At 66.1% G+C, this 18,625-nt stretch carries 24 protein-coding genes, 1 tRNA gene and 1 riboswitch; of the genes, 14 read left to right on the forward strand and 11 right to left on the reverse strand.

Going from position 1 to position 18,625, the window contains the following annotated elements; all coding sequences use genetic code 11:
- The first annotated feature begins 131 nt into the window (after positions 1–131).
- A complete protein-coding gene (locus HCA61_RS09175) occupies positions 132–560 on the forward strand; it encodes a DUF6653 family protein (protein ID WP_169687823.1) in 429 nt (142 codons plus the stop codon).
- 94 nt (positions 561–654) lie between these two features.
- Here HCA61_RS09175 and HCA61_RS09180 read toward each other — a convergent pair whose 3' ends face one another.
- The 4 genes from HCA61_RS09180 to HCA61_RS09195 form a co-directional block, all read right to left on the reverse strand.
- The gene (locus HCA61_RS09180; RefSeq protein WP_169687824.1) at positions 655–1,725 is read right to left on the reverse strand and encodes a potassium channel family protein; all 1,071 of its coding nucleotides are present in this window, start codon (positions 1,723–1,725) and stop codon (positions 655–657) included.
- A 213-nt stretch (positions 1,726–1,938) separates the two neighbouring features.
- The gene (locus HCA61_RS09185) at positions 1,939–2,715 is read right to left on the reverse strand and encodes an ABC transporter permease (protein WP_169687825.1); all 777 of its coding nucleotides are present in this window, start codon (positions 2,713–2,715) and stop codon (positions 1,939–1,941) included.
- The gene (locus tag HCA61_RS09190; RefSeq protein ID WP_169687826.1) at positions 2,712–3,446 is read right to left on the reverse strand and encodes an ABC transporter ATP-binding protein; all 735 of its coding nucleotides are present in this window, start codon (positions 3,444–3,446) and stop codon (positions 2,712–2,714) included. The genes HCA61_RS09185 and HCA61_RS09190 overlap by 4 nt, the downstream gene beginning before the upstream one ends.
- Positions 3,443–3,997: a TetR/AcrR family transcriptional regulator gene (locus tag HCA61_RS09195; protein ID WP_169687827.1), complete on the reverse strand. Its 555-nt coding sequence runs from the start codon at positions 3,995–3,997 to the stop codon at positions 3,443–3,445. The genes HCA61_RS09190 and HCA61_RS09195 overlap by 4 nt, the downstream gene beginning before the upstream one ends.
- A gap of 189 nt (positions 3,998–4,186) precedes the next feature.
- On the opposite strand from HCA61_RS09195, the gene HCA61_RS09200 reads away from it, so the two are divergent.
- The gene (locus tag HCA61_RS09200) at positions 4,187–5,578 is read left to right on the forward strand and encodes a potassium transporter TrkG (protein WP_247272844.1); all 1,392 of its coding nucleotides are present in this window, start codon (positions 4,187–4,189) and stop codon (positions 5,576–5,578) included.
- Entirely contained in the window at positions 5,571–6,236 is a 666-nt protein-coding gene (locus tag HCA61_RS09205) for a TrkA family potassium uptake protein (protein WP_206039804.1), read from the forward strand. Before HCA61_RS09200 ends, HCA61_RS09205 begins: the two co-directional genes overlap by 8 nt.
- Positions 6,237–6,255: 19 nt before the next feature.
- Here HCA61_RS09205 and HCA61_RS09210 read toward each other — a convergent pair whose 3' ends face one another.
- The gene (locus tag HCA61_RS09210; RefSeq protein ID WP_169687489.1) at positions 6,256–6,408 is read right to left on the reverse strand and encodes a hypothetical protein; all 153 of its coding nucleotides are present in this window, start codon (positions 6,406–6,408) and stop codon (positions 6,256–6,258) included.
- On the opposite strand from HCA61_RS09210, the gene HCA61_RS09215 reads away from it, so the two are divergent.
- The gene (locus HCA61_RS09215; RefSeq protein WP_247272842.1) at positions 6,399–6,686 is read left to right on the forward strand and encodes a metalloregulator ArsR/SmtB family transcription factor; all 288 of its coding nucleotides are present in this window, start codon (positions 6,399–6,401) and stop codon (positions 6,684–6,686) included. The genes HCA61_RS09210 and HCA61_RS09215 overlap by 10 nt on opposite strands.
- 25 nt (positions 6,687–6,711) lie before the next feature.
- Here the strand turns inward: HCA61_RS09215 and HCA61_RS09220 are convergent, their stop codons facing one another.
- Together HCA61_RS09220 and HCA61_RS26800 are read right to left on the reverse strand one after the other, a co-directional pair.
- Positions 6,712–7,356: a response regulator transcription factor gene (locus HCA61_RS09220; RefSeq protein WP_169687830.1), complete on the reverse strand. Its 645-nt coding sequence runs from the start codon at positions 7,354–7,356 to the stop codon at positions 6,712–6,714.
- Positions 7,353–8,453 (reverse strand): sensor histidine kinase, encoded by a 1,101-nt coding sequence (locus tag HCA61_RS26800; protein ID WP_206039805.1) that lies wholly within the window; start codon positions 8,451–8,453, stop codon positions 7,353–7,355. The genes HCA61_RS09220 and HCA61_RS26800 overlap by 4 nt, the downstream gene beginning before the upstream one ends.
- Before the next feature lie 111 nt (positions 8,454–8,564).
- Between HCA61_RS26800 and HCA61_RS09230 the strand changes: the two genes are divergently transcribed.
- The 5 genes from HCA61_RS09230 (at position 8,565) to HCA61_RS09250 (ending at position 12,964) form a co-directional block, all read left to right on the forward strand.
- Complete coding sequence (locus HCA61_RS09230; protein WP_169687831.1) at positions 8,565–9,302, forward strand: ABC transporter ATP-binding protein; 738 nt, start codon at positions 8,565–8,567, stop codon at positions 9,300–9,302.
- Positions 9,299–10,066, forward strand: a complete 768-nt coding sequence (locus tag HCA61_RS09235) for an ABC transporter permease (protein ID WP_169687832.1) — start codon at positions 9,299–9,301, stop codon at positions 10,064–10,066. Before HCA61_RS09230 ends, HCA61_RS09235 begins: the two co-directional genes overlap by 4 nt.
- A 4-nt stretch (positions 10,067–10,070) precedes the next feature.
- The gene (locus HCA61_RS09240; protein WP_169687833.1) at positions 10,071–10,661 is read left to right on the forward strand and encodes a DUF998 domain-containing protein; all 591 of its coding nucleotides are present in this window, start codon (positions 10,071–10,073) and stop codon (positions 10,659–10,661) included.
- A gap of 43 nt (positions 10,662–10,704) precedes the next feature.
- Positions 10,705–10,796: riboswitch (TPP riboswitch) on the forward strand.
- A 54-nt stretch (positions 10,797–10,850) separates the two neighbouring features.
- A complete protein-coding gene (locus HCA61_RS09245) occupies positions 10,851–11,630 on the forward strand; it encodes a 3-oxoacyl-ACP reductase (protein ID WP_169687834.1) in 780 nt (259 codons plus the stop codon).
- Positions 11,627–12,964 (forward strand): LLM class flavin-dependent oxidoreductase, encoded by a 1,338-nt coding sequence (locus HCA61_RS09250; protein ID WP_169688009.1) that lies wholly within the window; start codon positions 11,627–11,629, stop codon positions 12,962–12,964. Before HCA61_RS09245 ends, HCA61_RS09250 begins: the two co-directional genes overlap by 4 nt.
- Positions 12,965–12,997: 33 nt before the next feature.
- Here HCA61_RS09250 and HCA61_RS09255 read toward each other — a convergent pair whose 3' ends face one another.
- Positions 12,998–13,453: a MerR family transcriptional regulator gene (locus HCA61_RS09255; protein WP_169687835.1), complete on the reverse strand. Its 456-nt coding sequence runs from the start codon at positions 13,451–13,453 to the stop codon at positions 12,998–13,000.
- Between the two features lie 56 nt (positions 13,454–13,509).
- Here HCA61_RS09255 and HCA61_RS09260 point away from each other — a divergent pair, with 56 nt between their 5' ends.
- The 4 genes from HCA61_RS09260 to HCA61_RS09275 all read left to right on the forward strand — a co-directional run bounded on the left by HCA61_RS09260 (position 13,510) and on the right by HCA61_RS09275 (position 15,426).
- A complete protein-coding gene (locus HCA61_RS09260; RefSeq protein WP_169687836.1) occupies positions 13,510–14,151 on the forward strand; it encodes a class I SAM-dependent methyltransferase in 642 nt (213 codons plus the stop codon).
- A 76-nt stretch (positions 14,152–14,227) separates the two neighbouring features.
- Entirely contained in the window at positions 14,228–14,590 is a 363-nt protein-coding gene (locus tag HCA61_RS09265) for a metalloregulator ArsR/SmtB family transcription factor (RefSeq protein ID WP_240959051.1), read from the forward strand.
- Positions 14,583–15,017 (forward strand): SRPBCC domain-containing protein, encoded by a 435-nt coding sequence (locus tag HCA61_RS09270; protein WP_169687837.1) that lies wholly within the window; start codon positions 14,583–14,585, stop codon positions 15,015–15,017. Before HCA61_RS09265 ends, HCA61_RS09270 begins: the two co-directional genes overlap by 8 nt.
- Positions 15,018–15,066: 49 nt before the next feature.
- A complete protein-coding gene (locus tag HCA61_RS09275) occupies positions 15,067–15,426 on the forward strand; it encodes a nuclear transport factor 2 family protein (protein WP_169687838.1) in 360 nt (119 codons plus the stop codon).
- A gap of 22 nt (positions 15,427–15,448) precedes the next feature.
- On the opposite strand, the gene HCA61_RS09280 is transcribed toward HCA61_RS09275, so the two are convergent.
- The gene (locus HCA61_RS09280; RefSeq protein ID WP_169687839.1) at positions 15,449–16,519 is read right to left on the reverse strand and encodes a GNAT family N-acetyltransferase; all 1,071 of its coding nucleotides are present in this window, start codon (positions 16,517–16,519) and stop codon (positions 15,449–15,451) included.
- Between the two features lie 60 nt (positions 16,520–16,579).
- Here HCA61_RS09280 and HCA61_RS26805 point away from each other — a divergent pair, with 60 nt between their 5' ends.
- Complete coding sequence (locus HCA61_RS26805) at positions 16,580–17,188, forward strand: TetR/AcrR family transcriptional regulator C-terminal domain-containing protein (protein ID WP_169687840.1); 609 nt, start codon at positions 16,580–16,582, stop codon at positions 17,186–17,188.
- A gap of 282 nt (positions 17,189–17,470) precedes the next feature.
- On the opposite strand, the gene HCA61_RS09290 is transcribed toward HCA61_RS26805, so the two are convergent.
- Positions 17,471–17,543: transfer RNA gene (locus HCA61_RS09290), tRNA-Ala, on the reverse strand.
- Positions 17,544–17,688: 145 nt separating this feature from the next.
- Positions 17,689–18,543: a gephyrin-like molybdotransferase receptor GlpR gene (glpR, locus tag HCA61_RS09295; protein WP_169687841.1), complete on the reverse strand. Its 855-nt coding sequence runs from the start codon at positions 18,541–18,543 to the stop codon at positions 17,689–17,691.
- Positions 18,544–18,625 lie beyond the last annotated feature (82 nt).

Genomic DNA, 18,625 nt, shown 5'->3' on the forward strand with positions numbered 1-18,625 from the left:
TACGGTACCGCACCGGGATCGATCCGCGCGGCGGTCGTTGTCCACGCAGTTGCCCAGAGAAGCCGGTATGCGCACCGAACGGAGGCGTCATGGACCGCTCCGCGTGCGGGTGCAGACATCGAGGAATGATCATGAATCGAGCGCAGCAACTGCGTCACTGGATGTTCGTCCGGCACGCCCACCCGGTCAGTGCTTGGAGCCGACTACTCACCGTACCGCTGGTGGCCGCACCGTTCTGGACCCGGAGGACGGACGTGACCGCAGGAGTTCTGGTCTGGTTCGCGATGAACCCGATCATGACCCCCGAGCCGGCCGACCGGAGATCGTTTGCCACCCGAGCCATTCTCGGCGAGGAGCGCTGGCTGGCCCAACCTGGTCTGGACCGGACGATGGGCGCGCTCAACGTATTAGGCGTGGTCGCCCTCGGAGGAGCCGTCCTCGCGGCCTGGCACCGTCGGAAGGCTCCGACTGTCGTCGGTGTAGCTGCCACCATGGCGCTCACGCTGTACGGCTGGCGGCGCTACGCCGACCTCTACGACGGAGCGCGAGATGCCCTCTGACGTTCTCGTTGCAGACGGGAGACCTGCGGTCCGGTGGGAGTGGGCCGGGTACTTTCTCGCAGATACTGACGGCCCACACCTGGATCCGGCGGTGTCAGCCCGAGTTGCGGCGGATGTAGAGCAGCCTGTCGCCGACGTCGACGGTGCCCGCCTCGGGGGTTCCGACGCGCAGCAGGTGACCGTGGCGCACGACACCGAGAACGAGGTCCGGTAGGTCTCGCGGCGAAAGGCCGATCTCGTCGGATTCGACCGGTCGTTCGGCGATGGAGAATCCGGCTTCGGGGGTGAGCAGCTCTTCGATGGTCTGCACCACACTCGGTGCGGCGGTGGCGACCCCGAGCAGGCGCCCGGCGGTTTCGGACGTGATGACCACGGTGTCGGCCCCTGATTGGCGCACCACGTGGATGTTCTCCGATTCGCGGATCGCCACGGCAATCTTCGCGGTGGGAGCGAGTTCGCGGGCGGAGAGGGTGATCAGCGTCGCGGTGTCGTCGCGGTCGGCGGCGACGACGATCGAGGTGCAGTGCGGTACCCCGGCGAGGCGCAGTACATCGGATTTCGTGGCCGAGCCCTGCACGGTGACCAGCCCCTGGCCGGTGGCGGTTTCGAGGACGGCCGGGTCGGTGTCGACGACGACGATCCCTGACGGGTGCAGGCCGTCGCCGAGCATCGCGTCCACGGCTGCGCGTCCCTTGGTGCCGTAGCCGACGACCACGGTGTGATTGCGCACTCGGCGTCGCCAGCGTTGGATGCGCCAGGCGTCGCGGGAGCTTTCGGTCAGGGCCGACAAGGTGGTGCCGACCAGTACGATCAGGAAGAAGATCCGCAGGGGTGTGACGAGCAGAATGTTGACTATTCGTGCGTGGTCGGTCACTGGGGCGATCTCGCCGTAGCCGGTGGTCGACAGGGACACCGTCGCGTAGTAGATGCAGTCCAGCAGTGACAGCTCGTTGTCTTGGGCGTCGGTGTAGCCGTCGCGGTCGAGGTAGACCACGAGCACCACCAGAGTCAGGGCGGTCAGGGCGTACCCGATTCGGCGGACGATCGCCCGGCCGGGGCTGGTCTGCGGCTGCGGCACCTGCAACACGCCCACCAACGCAAACCAGGGTCGTTGGGTGAGTAAGTCCGTCCCCTTCGAGTGGCTACGCCATTTCTTGGCGACCATCACGACAGCTGCACAGTGTGTCCGGTCCGGACCGAGTTCACCCCGAATACCCGCTTCAGGACCCTGTCTGCATTCAACGGTGTCTCCCTGGTTGGTCCAGCGCTCATCTGCTCGCCGACCAGACTTCCCGGCACACCGCCGATCACCCTATCGTGTGCCCAACCTGTCCGAAACGATTCGTACCGGAGCGTGTGTCTCTCGAGGGAACTACACCTAGCGCGTCAGGGTGAGTCGGCGCCACGATCGGATCGTCAAGGCCGCGAAAATGGCGGGAACCATGAGTGTGAGAGCCAATTGTGCTCCCGTTACCGTGCCGGCCTGCGTTCCCGCCGCCCACACCCCGGGGGCAGCGAACGGGAACCAGCCGCCGAGTCCCGCCATGACCGTCATCTGAGCAACGAGCACGACAGCGATGATCGCTCCGATCGCCGGAAGGTAACCCCGTCCGACGGTGGCGACCCATGCGCAGGGTATCGCCAGTCCGGCGGTCAGTAGGGCGATGGCGGTGAACTTGCCGACGAGCGCGACGACGTCGGCTCCGAGGGTGCCGGGGTCGGCGAACAAGGCCGCCACCGTCAGCGCAACGGCCAGCACCACCGTGGTGACCACACTCCACGCCGACAGGAGCAGCAATTTGGCGGTGGCAATGACGGGCCGCGCGACTGGGGTGGCCCACAGCCCGGTGATCGTGCCCTCAGTGAATTCTCGGCCGAAGACCCATCCCGCGACCACACCGAAACCGAGCATGCCGCCGACCGAGACGATCGTGGAGGCGGCGGCGAACAGGCCGTCCTGCCCGCCGCCGTCGACGAGGTACTGAGCCTTGCTCGCAACAGCCGGATTGGCGCCGCCCACGGACGCGAGGGTGGCCACGGACAAGGCGATCACCCCGACCGTGAGCAACGCGGTCGCGGTCCATACCGGACGCGCTCGCCGGAATTTCACCCATTCCACCGCCAGGGCGACGCGGAGCTGGTCGGTGCCGGTCATCGTCTCGCCTCGCTGTCCCGATACACCAAATCGAAGAACTGCCGCTCGAGGTCGGTGCCGTCCGGATCGAGGGACCCGACGATGCGACCGGCACCCACGACCGTGATGCGATCGGCGACGCGGGCAACCTCATCGAGATGGTGACTCGACACCATCACGGCCGCACCACGTTCGCGACACCGCTGCAACTGCGTGCGCACCAGAATGACCCCTGCCGGATCGAGCGCGTTGGTCGGCTCGTCCAGGATCAGCAGACGCGGATCGGCAATCAAGGCCGCGGCCAGGCCCAGCCGCTGACGATTGCCCAGCGACAGCTTCCGCGCCCCGGTCATCGCCCACGGTGTCAGTGCCAGTTCCTCGATCCCGCGGTCGGCAGCGGCGCGGGCGGCCCTGGTGGACAGGCCCGCCAGTCGTCCCGCCATGCACAGGTTCTCGGTGACGCTCAATTCCGGGTAGGCGAACGGTGTCTCGACCAGATGCCCGACACCGGTCCAGTACCGCGCGGCCATCGTTGTCGGTGCCCGCCCGTCGACCCGGACGGTGCCCTCGTCCGGCTCGAGCATGCCGAGACACAGACGCATCAGTGTTGTCTTTCCGGCACCGTTGAGGCCGACAAAGGCATGCACTTCCCCGGATCTGACCTCGGTGGTCACATCGTCGAGCACGACCGCATCGCCGTAGCGGGTGCGGACGTTGCGGCATTCGAGCAGCGCAACTCCAGCGCCGGTCATGACCCGACCTGCGGCAGCAGCAGCTGCATCGCCTGCGCGATCCGGTTGCCGAGCGGCTCCTCGCCGTGCCGTGCCCAATCGGTCAACGCCGCCATCAGTGCCCCCACGCACGCCCCGGCTGCCACGTCGGCTTCGAGCGCACGCGCTCCGCGAGATCGGAGCGCGTGCGCGATCGCCTCCTGGGTCTCCAAGGTGTTCTCCCACATCCGTGCACGAAGGGCCGGGTGTGACACCGCGATCTGCAGGCGGAGTCGCACGTCGCCGAGATGTTCCTCGGGGATGCGCGTCCATGCGGCGAGGATTCCGTTGCATGCCCGTTCGAGGGGGCTGCGATCGGCCGGTTGCGCGGCGACGGCCTCTGCGATGAGCGGGTCGTACGGATCGTCCAGGAGCACTGCGTCCTTGGAAGGAAAATTCCGGAAGAACGTCATGTGAGAGACGCCGGCAGCGGCGACGATGCGGTCGATGGTGACGGCGTCGTAGCCCTCCTCGGCGAACAGCCTGATCGCTGTCGCCTGAAGTCGCTCGCGAGTCTGTTCGGACCTTCTCACCCGCTGAATGTTAGTCACTAACATTCAGCGTGGCAAGAGCGGTTCGCCTTCTACCGAGCCCCCAGGCGGATCGGGATTCGGTGCATGCCATCACAAGTCCTGCGTCAACGACGGCCGGATGCGCCTGTTCCGGCGCCACCTGGCAGGCCTGCTGTGTCAGCAGCGTCGACAGGTCTAGTGTTCGTCGGCGTGACCGAACGCACCGCACCGTCGACACGGACTGCACTGCGGCGCCGGCTGGCGGCGCAGGCCACCCTCACCCCGGTCCGAGTCGTGGCGTTGAGCTTCGCCGCGGCGATCATCATCGGTTCGGTCCTGCTGCTCATCCCGGCAGCGACCAGGTCCGGCGCGCAGACCTCCGTCATCGAGTCCCTGTTCACCGCGACCTCCGCCATGTGCCTGACCGGACTGATCGTCGTCGACACCCCCGTCCACTGGTCCGGGTTCGGACAAGGCGTCATCCTCGCGCTGATCCAAGCCGGCGGATTCGGGATCATGACGATGGCCTCGCTCGTCGGACTGGTACTCGCCAACCGGATCGGACTCAAGGCCAGGCTCAACACCGCTGCCGAGGCGCGGGCGTCCGGGCTCGGAGACGTACGCTCGGTGGTCTACGGCGTCGTCCGGGTCAGCGTGCTCATCGAAGCCGTTGTCGCGGCGGCGCTGACGCTCCGGTTCGCACTCGGATACGACGAACCACCATTGCGGGCGCTCTGGCTGGGCGTGTTCCACGCGATTTCGGCGTTCAACAACGCCGGCTTCGCCCTCTACAGCGACAACATCATCGGATTCGCCGACGACCCGTGGATCTGCATCCCGCTGATGGTGGCCGTGATTCTCGGCGGAATCGGCTTCCCGGTGCTATTCGAAGTCGGCCGCAGACTTCGACGCCCACTCGAAGACCGCTCCCGTCGGTGGAGCCTGCACACCCGGCTGACCGTGACGGTCACCGCGGTGCTGCTGGTGGTGGGACCGGCCCTGGTGCTGCTACTCGAATGGTCCCGGACGCTGCAGCAGTACGCGTTCGCCGACAAACTGCTCGTCGCCACGTTTCAAGGCGTCATGCCTCGCACCGCCGGGTTCAACAGCGTCGACTACGCCCAGATGGACGACGCCACCCTGCTGGTGACCGACGTGCTGATGTTCATCGGAGGTGGCAGCGGCGGCACCGCCGGCGGCATCAAGGTCACCACCTTCGTGCTGCTGCTGTTCGTCATCGCCGCCGAGGTGCGCGGCCAGAAGTCGGTGACCATCTTCGACCGCCGCATCGACACCCGCGTCCAGCGACAGGCACTGTCGGTGGCACTGGTCGGTGTCGCGCTGGTCATGGTGCCAACCATCGTCCTGCTCGCCGAAACCGACTTCGATCTCAACGTCCTCTTGTTCGAGGTCACCTCCGCATTCGCCACCGTCGGCCTGTCCACCGGCATCACCGCCCAGCTCCCCGCCTGGGGGCAGCTGATTCTGGTGCTGCTGATGTATCTCGGCCGCATCGGATCGATCACCCTCGTCAGCGCCCTGGCTGCCCGACACCGTGGCCGCCGTTACGAATACCCTGTGGAAAGGCCGTTCATTGGCTAGGAAACCCGCTTCCGATGTCGTGGTTGTGCTCGGCCTCGGCCGCTTCGGTAAATCGTTGGCACTCGAGCTGATGGCGCAGGGCGCCGAGGTCCTCGGCATCGACAGCAGCGAGACGGTCATCACGAAGGTCGCCGACCGACTGACCCACGCGGTGGTGGCCGACACCACCGATGAGCATTCGCTACGTCAACTGTCGGTACCCGAGCACGCCCGCGCAGTCGTCGGTATCGGTTCCGACCTCGAAGCGGGCCTGCTCACCGCGTCCGCGCTGATCAACCTGGAAGTACCGAACATCTGGGCGAAGGCGATCAGCAACGCGCACGCCAAGATCCTCACCCAGATCGGCGTGCACCACGTGATCCGCCCCGAGCACGACATGGGTAAACGTGTCGCGCATCTGGTCCGCGGACGGATGAGCGACTACATCGAATTCGACGACGGCTTCGCCATGGTCAAGACCACCCCGCCGGCCTTCGCACACGGCAAGCGGCTCGCCGAGACCACCATCCGCTCCACCTACAAGGTCACTGTCGTTGCGATCAAACGCCCCGGCGAAGGCTTCACCTACGCCACCGCCGACACCGTTCTCTCGGCCGGAGACACCATCATCGTCTCCGGCCAGGTCCGTGACACCGAACGCTTCGCCGATCTGAGCTGAGCAGTCCGGCCCAGGGTGGTCAGGTGGTCTCCAGGTCGCGGTGGCGGAACCCCGCCACGCCGAGCGAGGACACCGCGAACGCGACCATCGTGAGCACGATCAGCGAGGTCCAGGACAATGTGTCCATCGGCAGGCGCGCGATGTGCTCGAACGGGACAGATCGTGCACCCACCGAGGCAGATCGATCAGCGGCCCGAACGAGCGCTCGCCGACCCGACTCGCATCCAGCTGATGGCGATTCTGCTCACAGCGGATGTCGGTGAGGTGTGCACATGCGACCTCGCCGGCGCGGTGCGCCTGGCCGAATCAACCGTCAGCCATCACCTCGGGCAACTCCGCAGAGCCGGAATGGTCGACTCGACCCGACGAGGCATGAACGTCGATCACCGAGTCCACGGTGAAGCCCTCGACGCCCTGTGCACGGTGCTCGATCCGAACTGCTGCCGCTGATCTGCTCGGGTCGTCCTCGGGCCACTCAGCGTAGAACTCCGTCGTGGAGTGCCCGTAACACCGCGTTGGTCCGGTCGCGGGCACCGAACTTGAGCAGAATCGACGACACGTGGTTCTTCACTGTGCCCTCGGCGAGGAACAGTGCCTCGGAGATTCGGCGGTTGCTGAAGCCCTCGGCCATCAGGCGAAGCACTTCGAGTTCTCGGTCGGTGAGGTCCGGTGCGCGCGAGGCCCCCGCCCCCGACGGTGACGGGCCGGACCGGATCGCACGGAGAAGCCGGTCGGTGATCGACGGGGCGATGAGCGTTCCGCCGTCGGCAAGGGTCCGCACCGCGTGCGTCAACTGGTCGAGCGTGACGTCCTTGAGCAGGTAGCCGCGCGCCCCCGAGCGCAGAGCATCGAGCACGAGGGCGTCGTCGTCGAATGTCGTGAGCACGAGGACCGGGACCGCGACCTCCCGCTCACGCAGGCGATCGAGCGTCCAGATACCGTCGTACCCGGGCATTCTGAGATCCAGCAGGACCACGTCGGGGCCGGTGTCGGCGATGACGTCGAGGGCCACCCGACCGTCGTCCGCTTCCCCGACCACGTCGATTTCGGCGACCTCCAGCAAACTCCGAATTCCCTGGCGCACCAGCGTCTGGTCGTCCACCACCACAACGCGGATCATGAGATCGGCACCCTCGCTGTGACCCGGAACCCACCGTTGCCGTCGAAGGTGGCATGTCCGCCCAGCGCTTCGAACCGTTCAGCAAGGCCACGCAGGCCATTGCCGACGGTCAACTTCCGGGTGCCTGCACCGTCGTCGGTCGCGGACAGGACCACGCTTCCGGCCTCCGACGAGACCTCGACGCGAACTGTACGAGCATCGGCGTGCCGAAGCGCGTTGGTCACGATCTCCTGCACGGCACGCACGAATGCCGCAGCCTGCTCTTCGCGGACCTCCACATCGGATGCGACGTCGATCTGCACATCGAGCCCGGGCAGATCCCGCACCACACGGTTCAGGGCGACCTCGAGATTCAAGGGCTCGACTCGCAGCTCCCCCACCGTGGACCGGACGTCGGCGAGCAATTCCCGTGCGACCCCGTTCGCTCGCTCGACGTGTTCACGAGCCCGGTCACCATCGCGGTGCCGTGCCGTCTCGAGTTCGAGCGCGAGCACCGTGAGCTGGTGACCGATGAGGTCGTGCAGGTCGCGGGAGATCCGCAGTCGTTCCGCGGTGCGCGCGGATTCCGACAGCAGGACGGTCGCTGCCTGGAGTTCTACGTGCGCTTCGGCCAGCTCCCGCCGCATCCGCTGTTCCCGCAGCAGCGACAACGAACTGAACACCGTCGCCAGCTGGATGAGGAGATAGAAACCTGCGGTCAGGATCGTCGCACCCGTGTCCCCGGTCTGCTGCGCCGCCGCGAAGGCGATGACGAGCGTGTTGAGCACCACCACGAACAGACCCACGCGAACCGGTACGACGTAGACACTCACGGCAGCGACGACGACGAGCAGAATCGGCAGCGGCCCCATTCCCGGCGCGGTCGCCACCACCGCCCAGCCGGAGACGACGGCCACCGCGAATGAGACCTTGCCTGCCGACGGTCGTTGGGTCGCAGCGGCACCGAACAACGCGACGAGCAGGACACCGAACAGCACGATCCATGCGGCGCGCGGGATCTCGGTGCGAGCGCCGCCGAACAGGACCGGTCCGCCCACCACGACCGAGACGACGAGCATCGCCACGCCCGACAGTCCCTCCGGTGTCCATCGATGCACGACATCACTCTAAGCCGCGGCCACACGCTGAGCGGGTGCCGAAAGTCATGGTCGGCATTCCTGACATCCGGCACGCGCGAGCACGCACGCTCGGCTCATAGCGTCGGCGTCATGGACACCAGCACTCCGGCGATCGTCGCCGAGCACCTGTGCAAGCGGTACCGAGACAGGGTCGCGGTCGACGACATCAGCTTCACACTCGGTGTCGGCGAAACCCTCGGGATCATCGGGACGAACGGGGCGGGCAAGACCACCACCGTCGAAATGGTCGCGGGCTTGCGATCACCCGACGGTGGACGTGTGCGTGTTCTCGGCGTCGATCCCCACCGCGACCGTGCACACGCCCGTCAGCTCCTCGGAGTTCAATTGCAGGAGGCCACCCTCCACGGGGCATTGACCGTGGCCGAACTCGTCCGTCTGTATCGCACCTTCTATCCGGCCCCCGTCGGTGCCGCAGAACTGTTGGAGATGGTCGGTCTCACCGAGCAACGAGGAACCCGATTCGAGAAGCTCTCGGGTGGCCAGCAGCAGCGGTTGTCGATCGCGCTGGCACTCGCCGGACGACCACGAGTGGTCATCCTCGATGAACTCACCACCGGCCTCGACCCGCGGGCCCGGCGACAGATGTGGGAAACGGTCGAGCGATTGCGCCACGACAACGTTGCAGTCCTCCTGGTCAGCCACGCAATGGAAGAGGTCGAACGTCTCTGCGACCGAGTGGCCCTGCTCGACGCAGGCAGGCTCGTCGCCCTGGACACTCCGCCCGGCCTCGTTGCGGCAGCTTCGGCGAACAACCTCGACGAGGCATTCGTCGCGCTCACCGGAAAAGAACTGGAGGACACCGTATGAACACCGGCACCGAGATCCGGCGGCCCGGTCTCGCAGCGTGGCTGACGCTGATCGCGTGCGAAGGGAGGATGGTGGCTCGCGACACTGCGGGTCTCGTCGTGCCGATCGGCCTCCCGCTGTTGATCCTCGTCATGAGTGCGTCGTCGGCGAGCGGCGAGATTGTGATCAACGGACGGTCGGCGCTCGATGTGTACGTCCTGCCGCTGGTGTTCACGATCATCATCGCCACGATCGGCGTCATCAACATGCCGAGCTTCCTCGCGTACTACCGTCGCACGGGGATTCTGCGCCGGCTGTCGGTGACGCCGGCGTCGCCTGCGATGGTCCTGGTGGCGCAGGTCGTGGTGAGCGTGCTGCAGACCCTGGTCGGGCTCGGTGTGGCGCTGGTCGTCGCGATCGTCTTCTTCGACGCCCGTCTGCCTGTGCACCCGGGCACTGCTTTGGGTGTCTTCGCGCTTTCGATGGCGGCGATGTACGCGGTGGGAATGATCGTCGCGGCGATCTCCCCGACCCCGAACTCCGCGGTGGCGATCGGTCTCGTCGCGTTCTTCGCACTCGGCGCAACCGGCGGTTTGTTCGGCAGCACCGATTCACTCCCGGATCCCGTTGCCGCGGTGGGACAGTGGCTACCGTTCGGCGCCTCGACGCAGGCCATGTCCGCGGCGTGGGCCGGAAGTCCGGCCGATCCGGCCCATTTCGTCGCGCTCGGCGTGGCGATCGTGACCGGTGTTGTCGTCGCGGCGGCGCTCTTCCGGTGGGAGTAACCGCGTGACGATCATCGGTTCGGTCGCGCTCACGGTGTTCGTCGTGGTCTTCCTCGTCGACGGGTGGACTCGTCCTGGCTATCACCCGGTACGCCAGCCCGTCAGTGCGCTCGCACTGGGCCGCCGGGGCTGGATCCAGAGCACCAACTTCATCGTGTGCGGTGCGGTAGTGGCCCTCGGATCCGTCGGCGTCGCCGATGTATTCGGCAGCGTGTTGCTCGGTGTGACGATCGGAGTGTTCGGTGTCGCGCTCGTAGTGTCGGGACTCTTTCCGATGGATGCGATGCGTGGATATCCGCCGGGCACACCGGACCGGACACCGACGGAGTACACGCGACGCCACAAGATTCACGACCACGCGGGTGCGGTCGTGTTCGCCGCACTTCCAGCAGCGGCGGTCATCGCGGCGTTCACGGTCCCCGGCACGGTGTGGACATGGTTGTCGGGCCTGACCGCCGTCGCGCTGAGCATCGGCTTCGTCGCATTCGGTCAGGCGTGGGAAAGCGACGCCCGCTCCGCCGGACTTGTGCAGCGGATCGTGATCGCAGTGGGCTGGGCGTGGCTGGCGTTGCTGTTCGCCCGTGCCGGAACGTGACGCGCTCCGTCGTTGCCCGTGCACACTGCTAACCTGGCGTTCGGAACTCGACACGGGGTGCCGGAAACGGCTGAGACCACACCCGTAGAACCTGATCTCGATCATGCGAGCGAAGGGATGCCGAGTCGGCAACAGGCCAGTGGACCGATGCCGTCTGCGTGTCCCTCGTTCCGAAGGGAAGGCGTCACAATGGCTCTCGTCACAACGTCACTGCAGAATCGGATCGTCCTGATCACCGGCGCAGGCCGCGGGCTCGGCAGCAGCATCGCGCAGGCCTTCGCGGACGAAGGCGCATCGGTCGTGGTGAACTACCGGCGCAGTGGCAACGCAGCACGGGCTCTCGCCGAGAGCATCGGCCCCGAACGAGCACTTGCCGTGCAGGCCGATGTCACCGACCGCACGCAGGTACAGGCCGCGTTCGACCGGGCGCGCGAACACTTCGGACGTCCGGTGACCACCGTGGTCAACAATGCCCTTCCCGACTTCTCCTTCAACGGTGACGCCCGCGACAAGGCCGACGAGATCGGCTACGGCGCGTTCGCGGCACAACTCGAAGGCATCGTCGGTGGCGCGGTGAACACCATCCAGGCCGCCCTGCCCGGCATGCGCGAAGCGGGCGGCGGCAGCATCGTCAACATCGGGACCAACCTGTTCCAGAACCCGGTCGTGCCGTACCACGACTACACCGCGGCGAAAGCAGCCCTGCTGTCGACGACCCGCACCTTCGCTGCGGATCTGGGCCCCGAAGGCATCCGGGTGAACATGGTGTCCGGCGGACTCCTGCGCACCACCGATGCATCGTCCGCTACCCCTACTGAGGTCTTCGATCTGATCGCCGGGTCCACCCCGCTGCGTGCGGTGACGACGCCGGAGGACTTCGCCGCCGCCGTGCTGTTCTTCGCGTCCAACTGGTCGCGGGCAGTGACCGGGCAGAACCTCGTCGTCGACGGTGGGCTGGTGATGGACTGATGACGGTGCGCACCCTGCATCTGGGCGCATTTCTGTACGGTGCCGGGCATCATTCTTCGGCGTGGCGGCACCCGGACTCCGCCGCCGAGCGCATCGGCGACATCGCCTTCTTCGAAGAACTCGCGCGCACCGCCGAACGCGGCTGCTTCGATGCGGTGTTCTTCGCCGACGGGCACAGTGTGAACACCGCGTACACGGCGGGCACGACGTGGTTTCTCGAACCGCTCACGGCGCTGTCTGCGATGGCGCGGGCCACGGAGAAGATCGGCCTGGTCACCACGGTGTCCGCAAGCTTCTACACGCCGTTCCACGCGGCCCGCATGCTCGCCTCGCTCGATCACATCAGCGGTGGACGCGCAGGTGCCAACATCGTGACCTCGATGTTCGACGCCGAAGCCCGCAACCACGGACTCGAGTCGCTACCCGCCCACGCCGAACGATACGGAAGGGCGGAGGAGTTCATCGACGCGATTGTCGCGCTGTGGGATTCGTGGGACGAACACGCGGTGATCGCGGACCGCGCTGCCGGGCGTTTCCTCGATGCAGACGCGATCCACCCGATCGAACACCACGGTCGACACTTCCGCGTGGACGGCCCGCTCACGGTGCCACGCTGTCCGCAGGGACGCCCCGTGTTGTTCCAGGCCGGGTCCTCGGACACCGGACGCGACCTTGCAGCACGCCACGCCGAGGCGGTGTACTCGGTCGCCTGGGATCTTCCGGCAGCCCTCGAGTTCGCTACCGATCTGCGGGCCCGCACCGCCGCCGCGGGCCGTGATGCCGCGTCGATCGCGATACTGCCCGGTCTCGTCACCTACGTCGGCCGCACCGACGACGAAGCCCACGCGAAGAAGGCCGCATTGGACTCTCTTCTCGACGTCGAGGGCGCGCTCGCCCAGCTCGGGTCCTTCACGGGACAGGACTACACCGGTCATGCTCTCGACGATCCGGTTGCGGACCTGCCTCCTATCTCCGAGTTCACCGGCCCGCAGGGGCGGTACGCGACGGTGCAGCGAATTATCGAGACACAGCGTCCCACGCTGCGGGAGCTGCTCGGATTTCTCGCTGCGGGCGGCGGTCACGCCACCATGATCGGAACGCCGGAATCGATCGCCGACCGTATCGAGGAATGGTTCACTGCCGGCGCCTGCGACGGCTTCAACCTGATGTGCCCTGCCTACCCGGATTCTCTCGAGGACTTCGTCGACCTCGTGGTGCCGGAGTTGCAGCGTCGCGGCCTGTTCCGCACCGCGTATCCGGGTAGTACCTTGCGTGACTCGCTGGGGCTGGAGGTACCGGCTCTACCTCAGCGGCACAGTGTGGTTGCCGGGTAGCTCACGGAAGATTGTTCCGGGTCCGAGAACGACTCATCGCGATGCGTCTTCCGTGATGGTGTGGCCCGAGCCGAAATCAGGACGCGTGTCGGTGGGGTTCTCGAGGAGATCGGCGACGCCTGCCGCGAAATTGGGGCATGTCGCGATGTCGTGAGCGCGGCATTCGAGTGCATGCAGTGTCATCTCCCGGGAGCGGGCCATCTCCGCCATCCGCCGCTCCAGCTCGTCCAGGTGCGCGGTGAGCACCTCGCGCCTCTCGTCCGTCTGCCCTGCCAGCAGGACATGGATCTGGTCGAGGCTCATTCCGGCGGCTTTGCTCCTGATGATCACCGCCACCCTGGTGACGTCGGCTTCGCGGTACCGGCGGCGCCCTGCGCTGTCGCGGTCGGGTGCGATCAGCCCGACGTCCTCCCAATGCCGCAATACATGCGTGGCGAGGCCGAAGCGCTCGGCCACCTCACCGATCGTCCAGATCACAGTTGACTTCATGTCAACATGAAGTCGCATTATCGGCGGTGACGCAAGCCCGCACACGAGGAGAGTTCATGCACACCGACACATCGCCAGCACAATTCTGGGAGAACCGCTACACCGACAGCGACGGTCTGTGGTCGGGCAACGCGAACGCGTCCCTCGTCGACGCCGTATCCGGCCTGACACCGGGCACTGCACTCGACCTCGGCTGCGGCGAGGGTGCCGACACGATCTGGCTGGCACGCAGCGGCTGGATCGCGACCGGAGTGGACATCTCCACCACCGCCGTCCGCCGCGCCACCGACGCTGCGCGCGACGCCGAACTTCCCGACGGCCGCATCCGGTTCGTCGCGGCAGACCTGTCGACCTGGCACGAAGACAGCAGCTACGACCTCGTCGCCGCATCGTTCCTGCACTCGCCCGTCGAGTTTCCGCGCACCGAGGTGCTTCGCCACGCCGCCGGACTCGTCGCGCCACGCGGGCACCTCGTGATCGTCTCGCACGCCGCGTTCCCACCGTGGGCAGGAGCGGATGCGCACGAGGGGCACGGCGACCACCGATTCCTGAGCCCGCAAGAAGAGATCGAGGCACTCGACCTCGAACCGGGTAGCTGGGAGGTGCGGATCGCCGAGACCCGCGCGCGTGACGCGGTCGGCCCGGACGGCACACAGGCCGTACTCGACGACACCGTCGTGGTCCTGCGGCGGCTGTGAGCAAATCAGGACCACTACTCTGAACACTCGATTCCACACATATACATGAGTACAAGTATTCATTTGTGTTACCCTCATGGCAGTCGATGAGCGGAGGCGAGCAATGGGTGCCGAGGCTGCAGCGGACCTCGATAGGGCGTTACGGGCGCTTGCCGACGGGAATCGACGGGCGATCCTACGGGTCATCCGCTCCGCTCCGCGCCCGGTGGGTTCTATCGCCGAGGAAGTCGGATTGTCCCAACAGACGACGTCGCACCACCTCGGAGTCCTCCGGAAAGCGGGCCTCGCAGCCAGCACACGCGAGGGCACACGACACCTGTTCACAGTGAACACCGACGGTCTTGCCGCAGTGCGGTCATACCTCGACGATTTCTGGCCGGGGAAGCTGTCTGTACTCAAGACCGTGATCGAAGCGAGGGCGGGCGAGAACCGTGGCTGAGTTCCGAGATTCGATCGACATTGCCGCGGCGCCCGAGACAGTGTTCGAGTACCTCACCACGAACTCCGGGATGACAGCGTGGATGGGCCAGTATGCCGAACTCGACCCGAGACCCGGCGGCATCTTCGCGATCGACATCGCCGGATACCCGGTGCGTGGCGAGTATCTTCACGTCGACTACCCGACCCGCGTGGTCGTCTCGTGGGGATTTGCCGGGAATGCGGATCTGCCCATCGGAGCATCGACGGTCGAGTTCCGGCTCACCGCCGTCGCCGGCGGCACCCGCGTCGACCTCGTCCACTCCGGCCTTCCCGATACCGAACTGCGCGGGCACGCCCACGGATGGGACCATTTCCTCCCCCGTCTGGCCACAGCAGGCTCCAGCGGCGACGCCGGACCGGACGAGTGGCAGCCGCGCGGCGAGTGAACCGACCCGAAAGACATCACTACACGAACGAGAATCGAGGGAGTCTCCCATGCCACAGGAATCCGCCTACGATGTCGTGAAGAACTACCACCGGGCCTGGACGAGCGGGGATGTCGCGCGTGCCATGACCCACGTTGCCGACGACATCACCTGCCGAGCACCGGGCATTGATCTGAACGGCAAAGCCGCCTACCAGGACTTCATCGCCGCATTCGCACCCGCACTCACCGGTGTGGCCGATATCGCCGACTTCGCAGACCGAGATCGCGTCGCGCTCTTCTACTACCCACAGACCGCAGCAACCGCCACGGCCCCGGCCGCGGAATGCTTCACGGTGCGCGACGGCAGGATCAGCGCGAGTGTGCTGATCTTCGACCGTCTCTCGTACGGTCCTCCCCAACAGGATTGAGGGGACGTTTGCGTGGTGCTGCTCACCGGTCGCTGGCAAGCATCCCGAAGATGAGGGTGTCCGTCCACTCACCTTTGCTCCACCAGTCCCGGCGCAGATGCGCTTCGTGATGCATTCCAACGGCAGTGGCGAGCTTGGCCGAGGCGGTATTGCGCGCGTCCATCTGTGCGGAGACACGGTGCACTCGATAGTGGTCGAACGCGACCCGCAGCACCGCGCTCACCGCCTCGCGGGCGAACCCTCTCCCGCCGTGATTGGGGTCGAGCACCCAGCCGATCTCCGCGACTCTGCGGTCGGCGTCGACGAACCACAGGAGAACATCTCCGATCGGCATTCCGTCGTGCTCGATAACGAGCGCCAGCGCTCGAGCGTCGCTGTCGAGGCCGGTCTTCGCCAGTCGCTCGCTGACCCGCTTGGCGGCGTCATCGCGGCTCCACGGCTCATCCAACAGATACCGCGCGACACTGGATTGCGAGTACAAACGGTGCAACCAACCCATGTCGCCAGACCCGTGGAGCCGGAGACGGAGGCGTTCGGTCTCCACCGGAATCAGCGGGTTCGATACAAGTTCACGCGAGTAGTGCAACAGGACGACCGCTTCGCCGGAGGGGGCGACGTCGTTGACTTCGGCTCCGCACGAAAACCCTGCCTGTTCGAGTACGCGCTGGGAAGCCAGGTTCTCCGGCACGGTGCGCGCTGTCAGACGGGTGAGTCCGCTGCGCTGGGCGAGCGTGTCAGCGAGGGAGAGTGCGGCACCGGCGAGTCCTTTGCCGCGATGGTCGGGGTGCACCCAGAAGCCAACCTCAACCGACTTGTCGGTGACGTCGAACAGAACGAGGCTCCCGGCGAACTCACCTGTGGAGGGGTCGCTGATGGCGAGCACCGCGAGGTCGCCGCGCTCCAGCCGCTCGCCGATTGCGCCGTTGATGAGTGCTGTAACGGACGCCTCGGTGTACTCCGGTTCGGGCAGATGCGCGTACCGGCGTACTGAGGCATCGGCAGTCCCCTCGGCGTATGGGCGTGCGTCGCCGGTGTGCATCGCTCTAAGCACGGCGTGTTCGCTGCGAAGCGGGAGAAGCGTGGCATCCAACATACCCGCAAAACTAACATAGTGCGGATAACAATGCGAACATCGTTCGGATAAACTGGAAGGGTGAGCTATTGGGAGCACCGCAAGCCTGTACGCCGCGCACGCGCTGTCGACGTACAGGACATCGCCCGCGCCGCCGTCACCCTGCTGGACGACGGCGGGCTGCGTGCGCTCACCGCTCGCGCCGTCGCGACGCGACTCGACGTGGCTCCCGCCAGTCTCTATTCCCGAGTCGAATCCGTCGATGACCTGTTCGACCTCGCTCTGGATGAAGCCCTCGGCAACGACCCGACCATCAGCCAAGCCATCGCTGATGCACCGCTGCTCGAACTCATGCACGCCTACTACCGGCACCTGACCGACCATCGCTGGGCCTGCCAAGTCATCGGGATGCGCGCACCGCGAGGGCCAAACTACCTCCGACTCTCCGAGCGCATGGTGATCCTGCTCCAGCAGGCAGGAGCACCAGATCCTCTCGGCGCGGCGTACGCACTGTCGAACTTCGCCATTGGCAGCGCCACGACCGCTCCGATGGCAGACAGCGAACGCGCTACGGCGATCGACGTCGAGACCTCCCCCACCTACGCCCGCCTGCATGTCGCACATGGGGCCGACACCGAAGCCATCTTCACTACGGGGATCGCTGCCCTGCTCGAATACGTGGCGAAGTGACTCGTCCCGTACCCACAAGGTCGTAGTGATCGCGAGTCGCGGCCAGACGCACAGTAACGAGCAAATTCATGGTCAGTGCCAGAGGACTCTGGCCACTGATCGAGCGATGTTCAGCGGCGCGTCGCACTCACTCCACGGGGCGGCTGACGAACCAAGCACTCACCGACGGCATCGAGATCAGCGAATACGAAAGGGCGACGATCAAGCTCGCTGAGCCGTTCGCCGCCCTCGCACCAACCCCGGCTTCCACCGATGTCAGGTGTTCTAGTACGTCTGAAATTGTGGAGCTGAGGGGAATCGAACCCCTGACCTCTTCGATGCGAACGAAGCGCGCTACCAACTGCGCCACAGCCCCGAGGGTTCCGTAGAACCAACTCGCAAACCTTAGCAAACGCAGACCCTCAACACGAAATCAAGATATCGACGCAGGTCATGGCCTCACAAGCAGGAAAGCCCGCACCGTGTGGTGCGGGCTTTCCGAAGTCGTTTCCCAGCGTCCGTCATGCACCGGATGCGTGCCGGACGGGGAAGTCGTCGGGTTCGTCGTAACCCGGGTCGAGGCACCCCGGGTCGACGTACTCGGCGTATTCGTCGTCGTACCCGTCGAGATGCTCGAATTCGGGGTCTTCGTCGTCGAGTTCGAGAACCACGGCCCCCGGGCGACGCAGCCGCGACGGAACCTCGCCGGAGTCGCCGTCGCCCCGCACGTGCACTCCGGTCGCTGCCGACCTCTGCAGCCGGGCCATTCTGCGCCGGCGAATGTCCTGTTCGAGCCGTACCTGACGGCGCAGATAGAAGAGGTAACCGACGAATGCTGCCACCACGAGGGCGCATACCCACCACATCACGGGCGACAGGATCAAGCCCAACGCTGCAGTCATGATGGAGCCGATGAGCAGACCCAGGACCGCGCGCTGGCGGAACTCGTATCGTTCGGCCGACGCCACCGCATCGGCGTGGGGATCGAATCCACCTCGCCCGCGGCGGCGCGGAACGCTCTGACGCGCCGGGGGGTCGTGGGCCTCGTACCGGTGCTCGTCGGAGTCGATCGCCGCAGCGTCGTCGAGGTCGTGGAAGTCGGGTTCGGTGTCGGGCCTGTCGTCGGTCTGAGTGTTCATACGAGCCTCCGCATGGCGGTGCGTGTGATCACGACTCGGACGCCAGTTCGGATCGGTGCGGTGACCTGTCGCGGGACCTCGGGGGGCCTTCGGCTTCTGGTCACCCCGATGCAGAACCCGTGTGGCGAGTGCGGCGTCGGTCGTCTGACGGATGCGAGGACGCTTCGTGACCAGCATGGGAACCAGGACGAACAACCACACGGCAACGAGCCCGATCCACAGGAGTGAGTTCGGCATTCCGGCGGCCCTCCTCCCAGTTGTCGCCTACCAGTCCGTCGACGCCACTGACCTTTCCCAGGTTAACGGCATCATCACTCTT

Source organism: Rhodococcus sp. HNM0563 (genome assembly GCF_012726195.1).
Taxonomy (GTDB): domain Bacteria; phylum Actinomycetota; class Actinomycetes; order Mycobacteriales; family Mycobacteriaceae; genus Rhodococcus.

Coding starts and splice junctions, on each gene's coding strand:
- HCA61_RS09175 (WP_169687823.1), top strand. CDS start 132: ATGAATCGAGCGCAGCAACTGCGTCACTGGATGTTCGTCCGGCACGCC.
- HCA61_RS09190 (WP_169687826.1), bottom strand. CDS start 3,446: ATGACCGGCGCTGGAGTTGCGCTGCTCGAATGCCGCAACGTCCGCACC.
- HCA61_RS09230 (WP_169687831.1), top strand. CDS start 8,565: ATGGACACCAGCACTCCGGCGATCGTCGCCGAGCACCTGTGCAAGCGG.
- HCA61_RS09185 (WP_169687825.1), bottom strand. CDS start 2,715: ATGACCGGCACCGACCAGCTCCGCGTCGCCCTGGCGGTGGAATGGGTG.
- glpR (WP_169687841.1), bottom strand. CDS start 18,543: ATGCCGAACTCACTCCTGTGGATCGGGCTCGTTGCCGTGTGGTTGTTC.
- HCA61_RS09245 (WP_169687834.1), top strand. CDS start 10,851: ATGGCTCTCGTCACAACGTCACTGCAGAATCGGATCGTCCTGATCACC.
- HCA61_RS09220 (WP_169687830.1), bottom strand. CDS start 7,356: ATGATCCGCGTTGTGGTGGTGGACGACCAGACGCTGGTGCGCCAGGGA.
- HCA61_RS09265 (WP_240959051.1), top strand. CDS start 14,228: ATGGCAGTCGATGAGCGGAGGCGAGCAATGGGTGCCGAGGCTGCAGCG.
- HCA61_RS09280 (WP_169687839.1), bottom strand. CDS start 16,519: ATGTTGGATGCCACGCTTCTCCCGCTTCGCAGCGAACACGCCGTGCTT.
- HCA61_RS09260 (WP_169687836.1), top strand. CDS start 13,510: ATGCACACCGACACATCGCCAGCACAATTCTGGGAGAACCGCTACACC.
- HCA61_RS09275 (WP_169687838.1), top strand. CDS start 15,067: ATGCCACAGGAATCCGCCTACGATGTCGTGAAGAACTACCACCGGGCC.
- HCA61_RS09235 (WP_169687832.1), top strand. CDS start 9,299: ATGAACACCGGCACCGAGATCCGGCGGCCCGGTCTCGCAGCGTGGCTG.
- HCA61_RS09255 (WP_169687835.1), bottom strand. CDS start 13,453: ATGAAGTCAACTGTGATCTGGACGATCGGTGAGGTGGCCGAGCGCTTC.
- HCA61_RS09180 (WP_169687824.1), bottom strand. CDS start 1,725: ATGGTCGCCAAGAAATGGCGTAGCCACTCGAAGGGGACGGACTTACTC.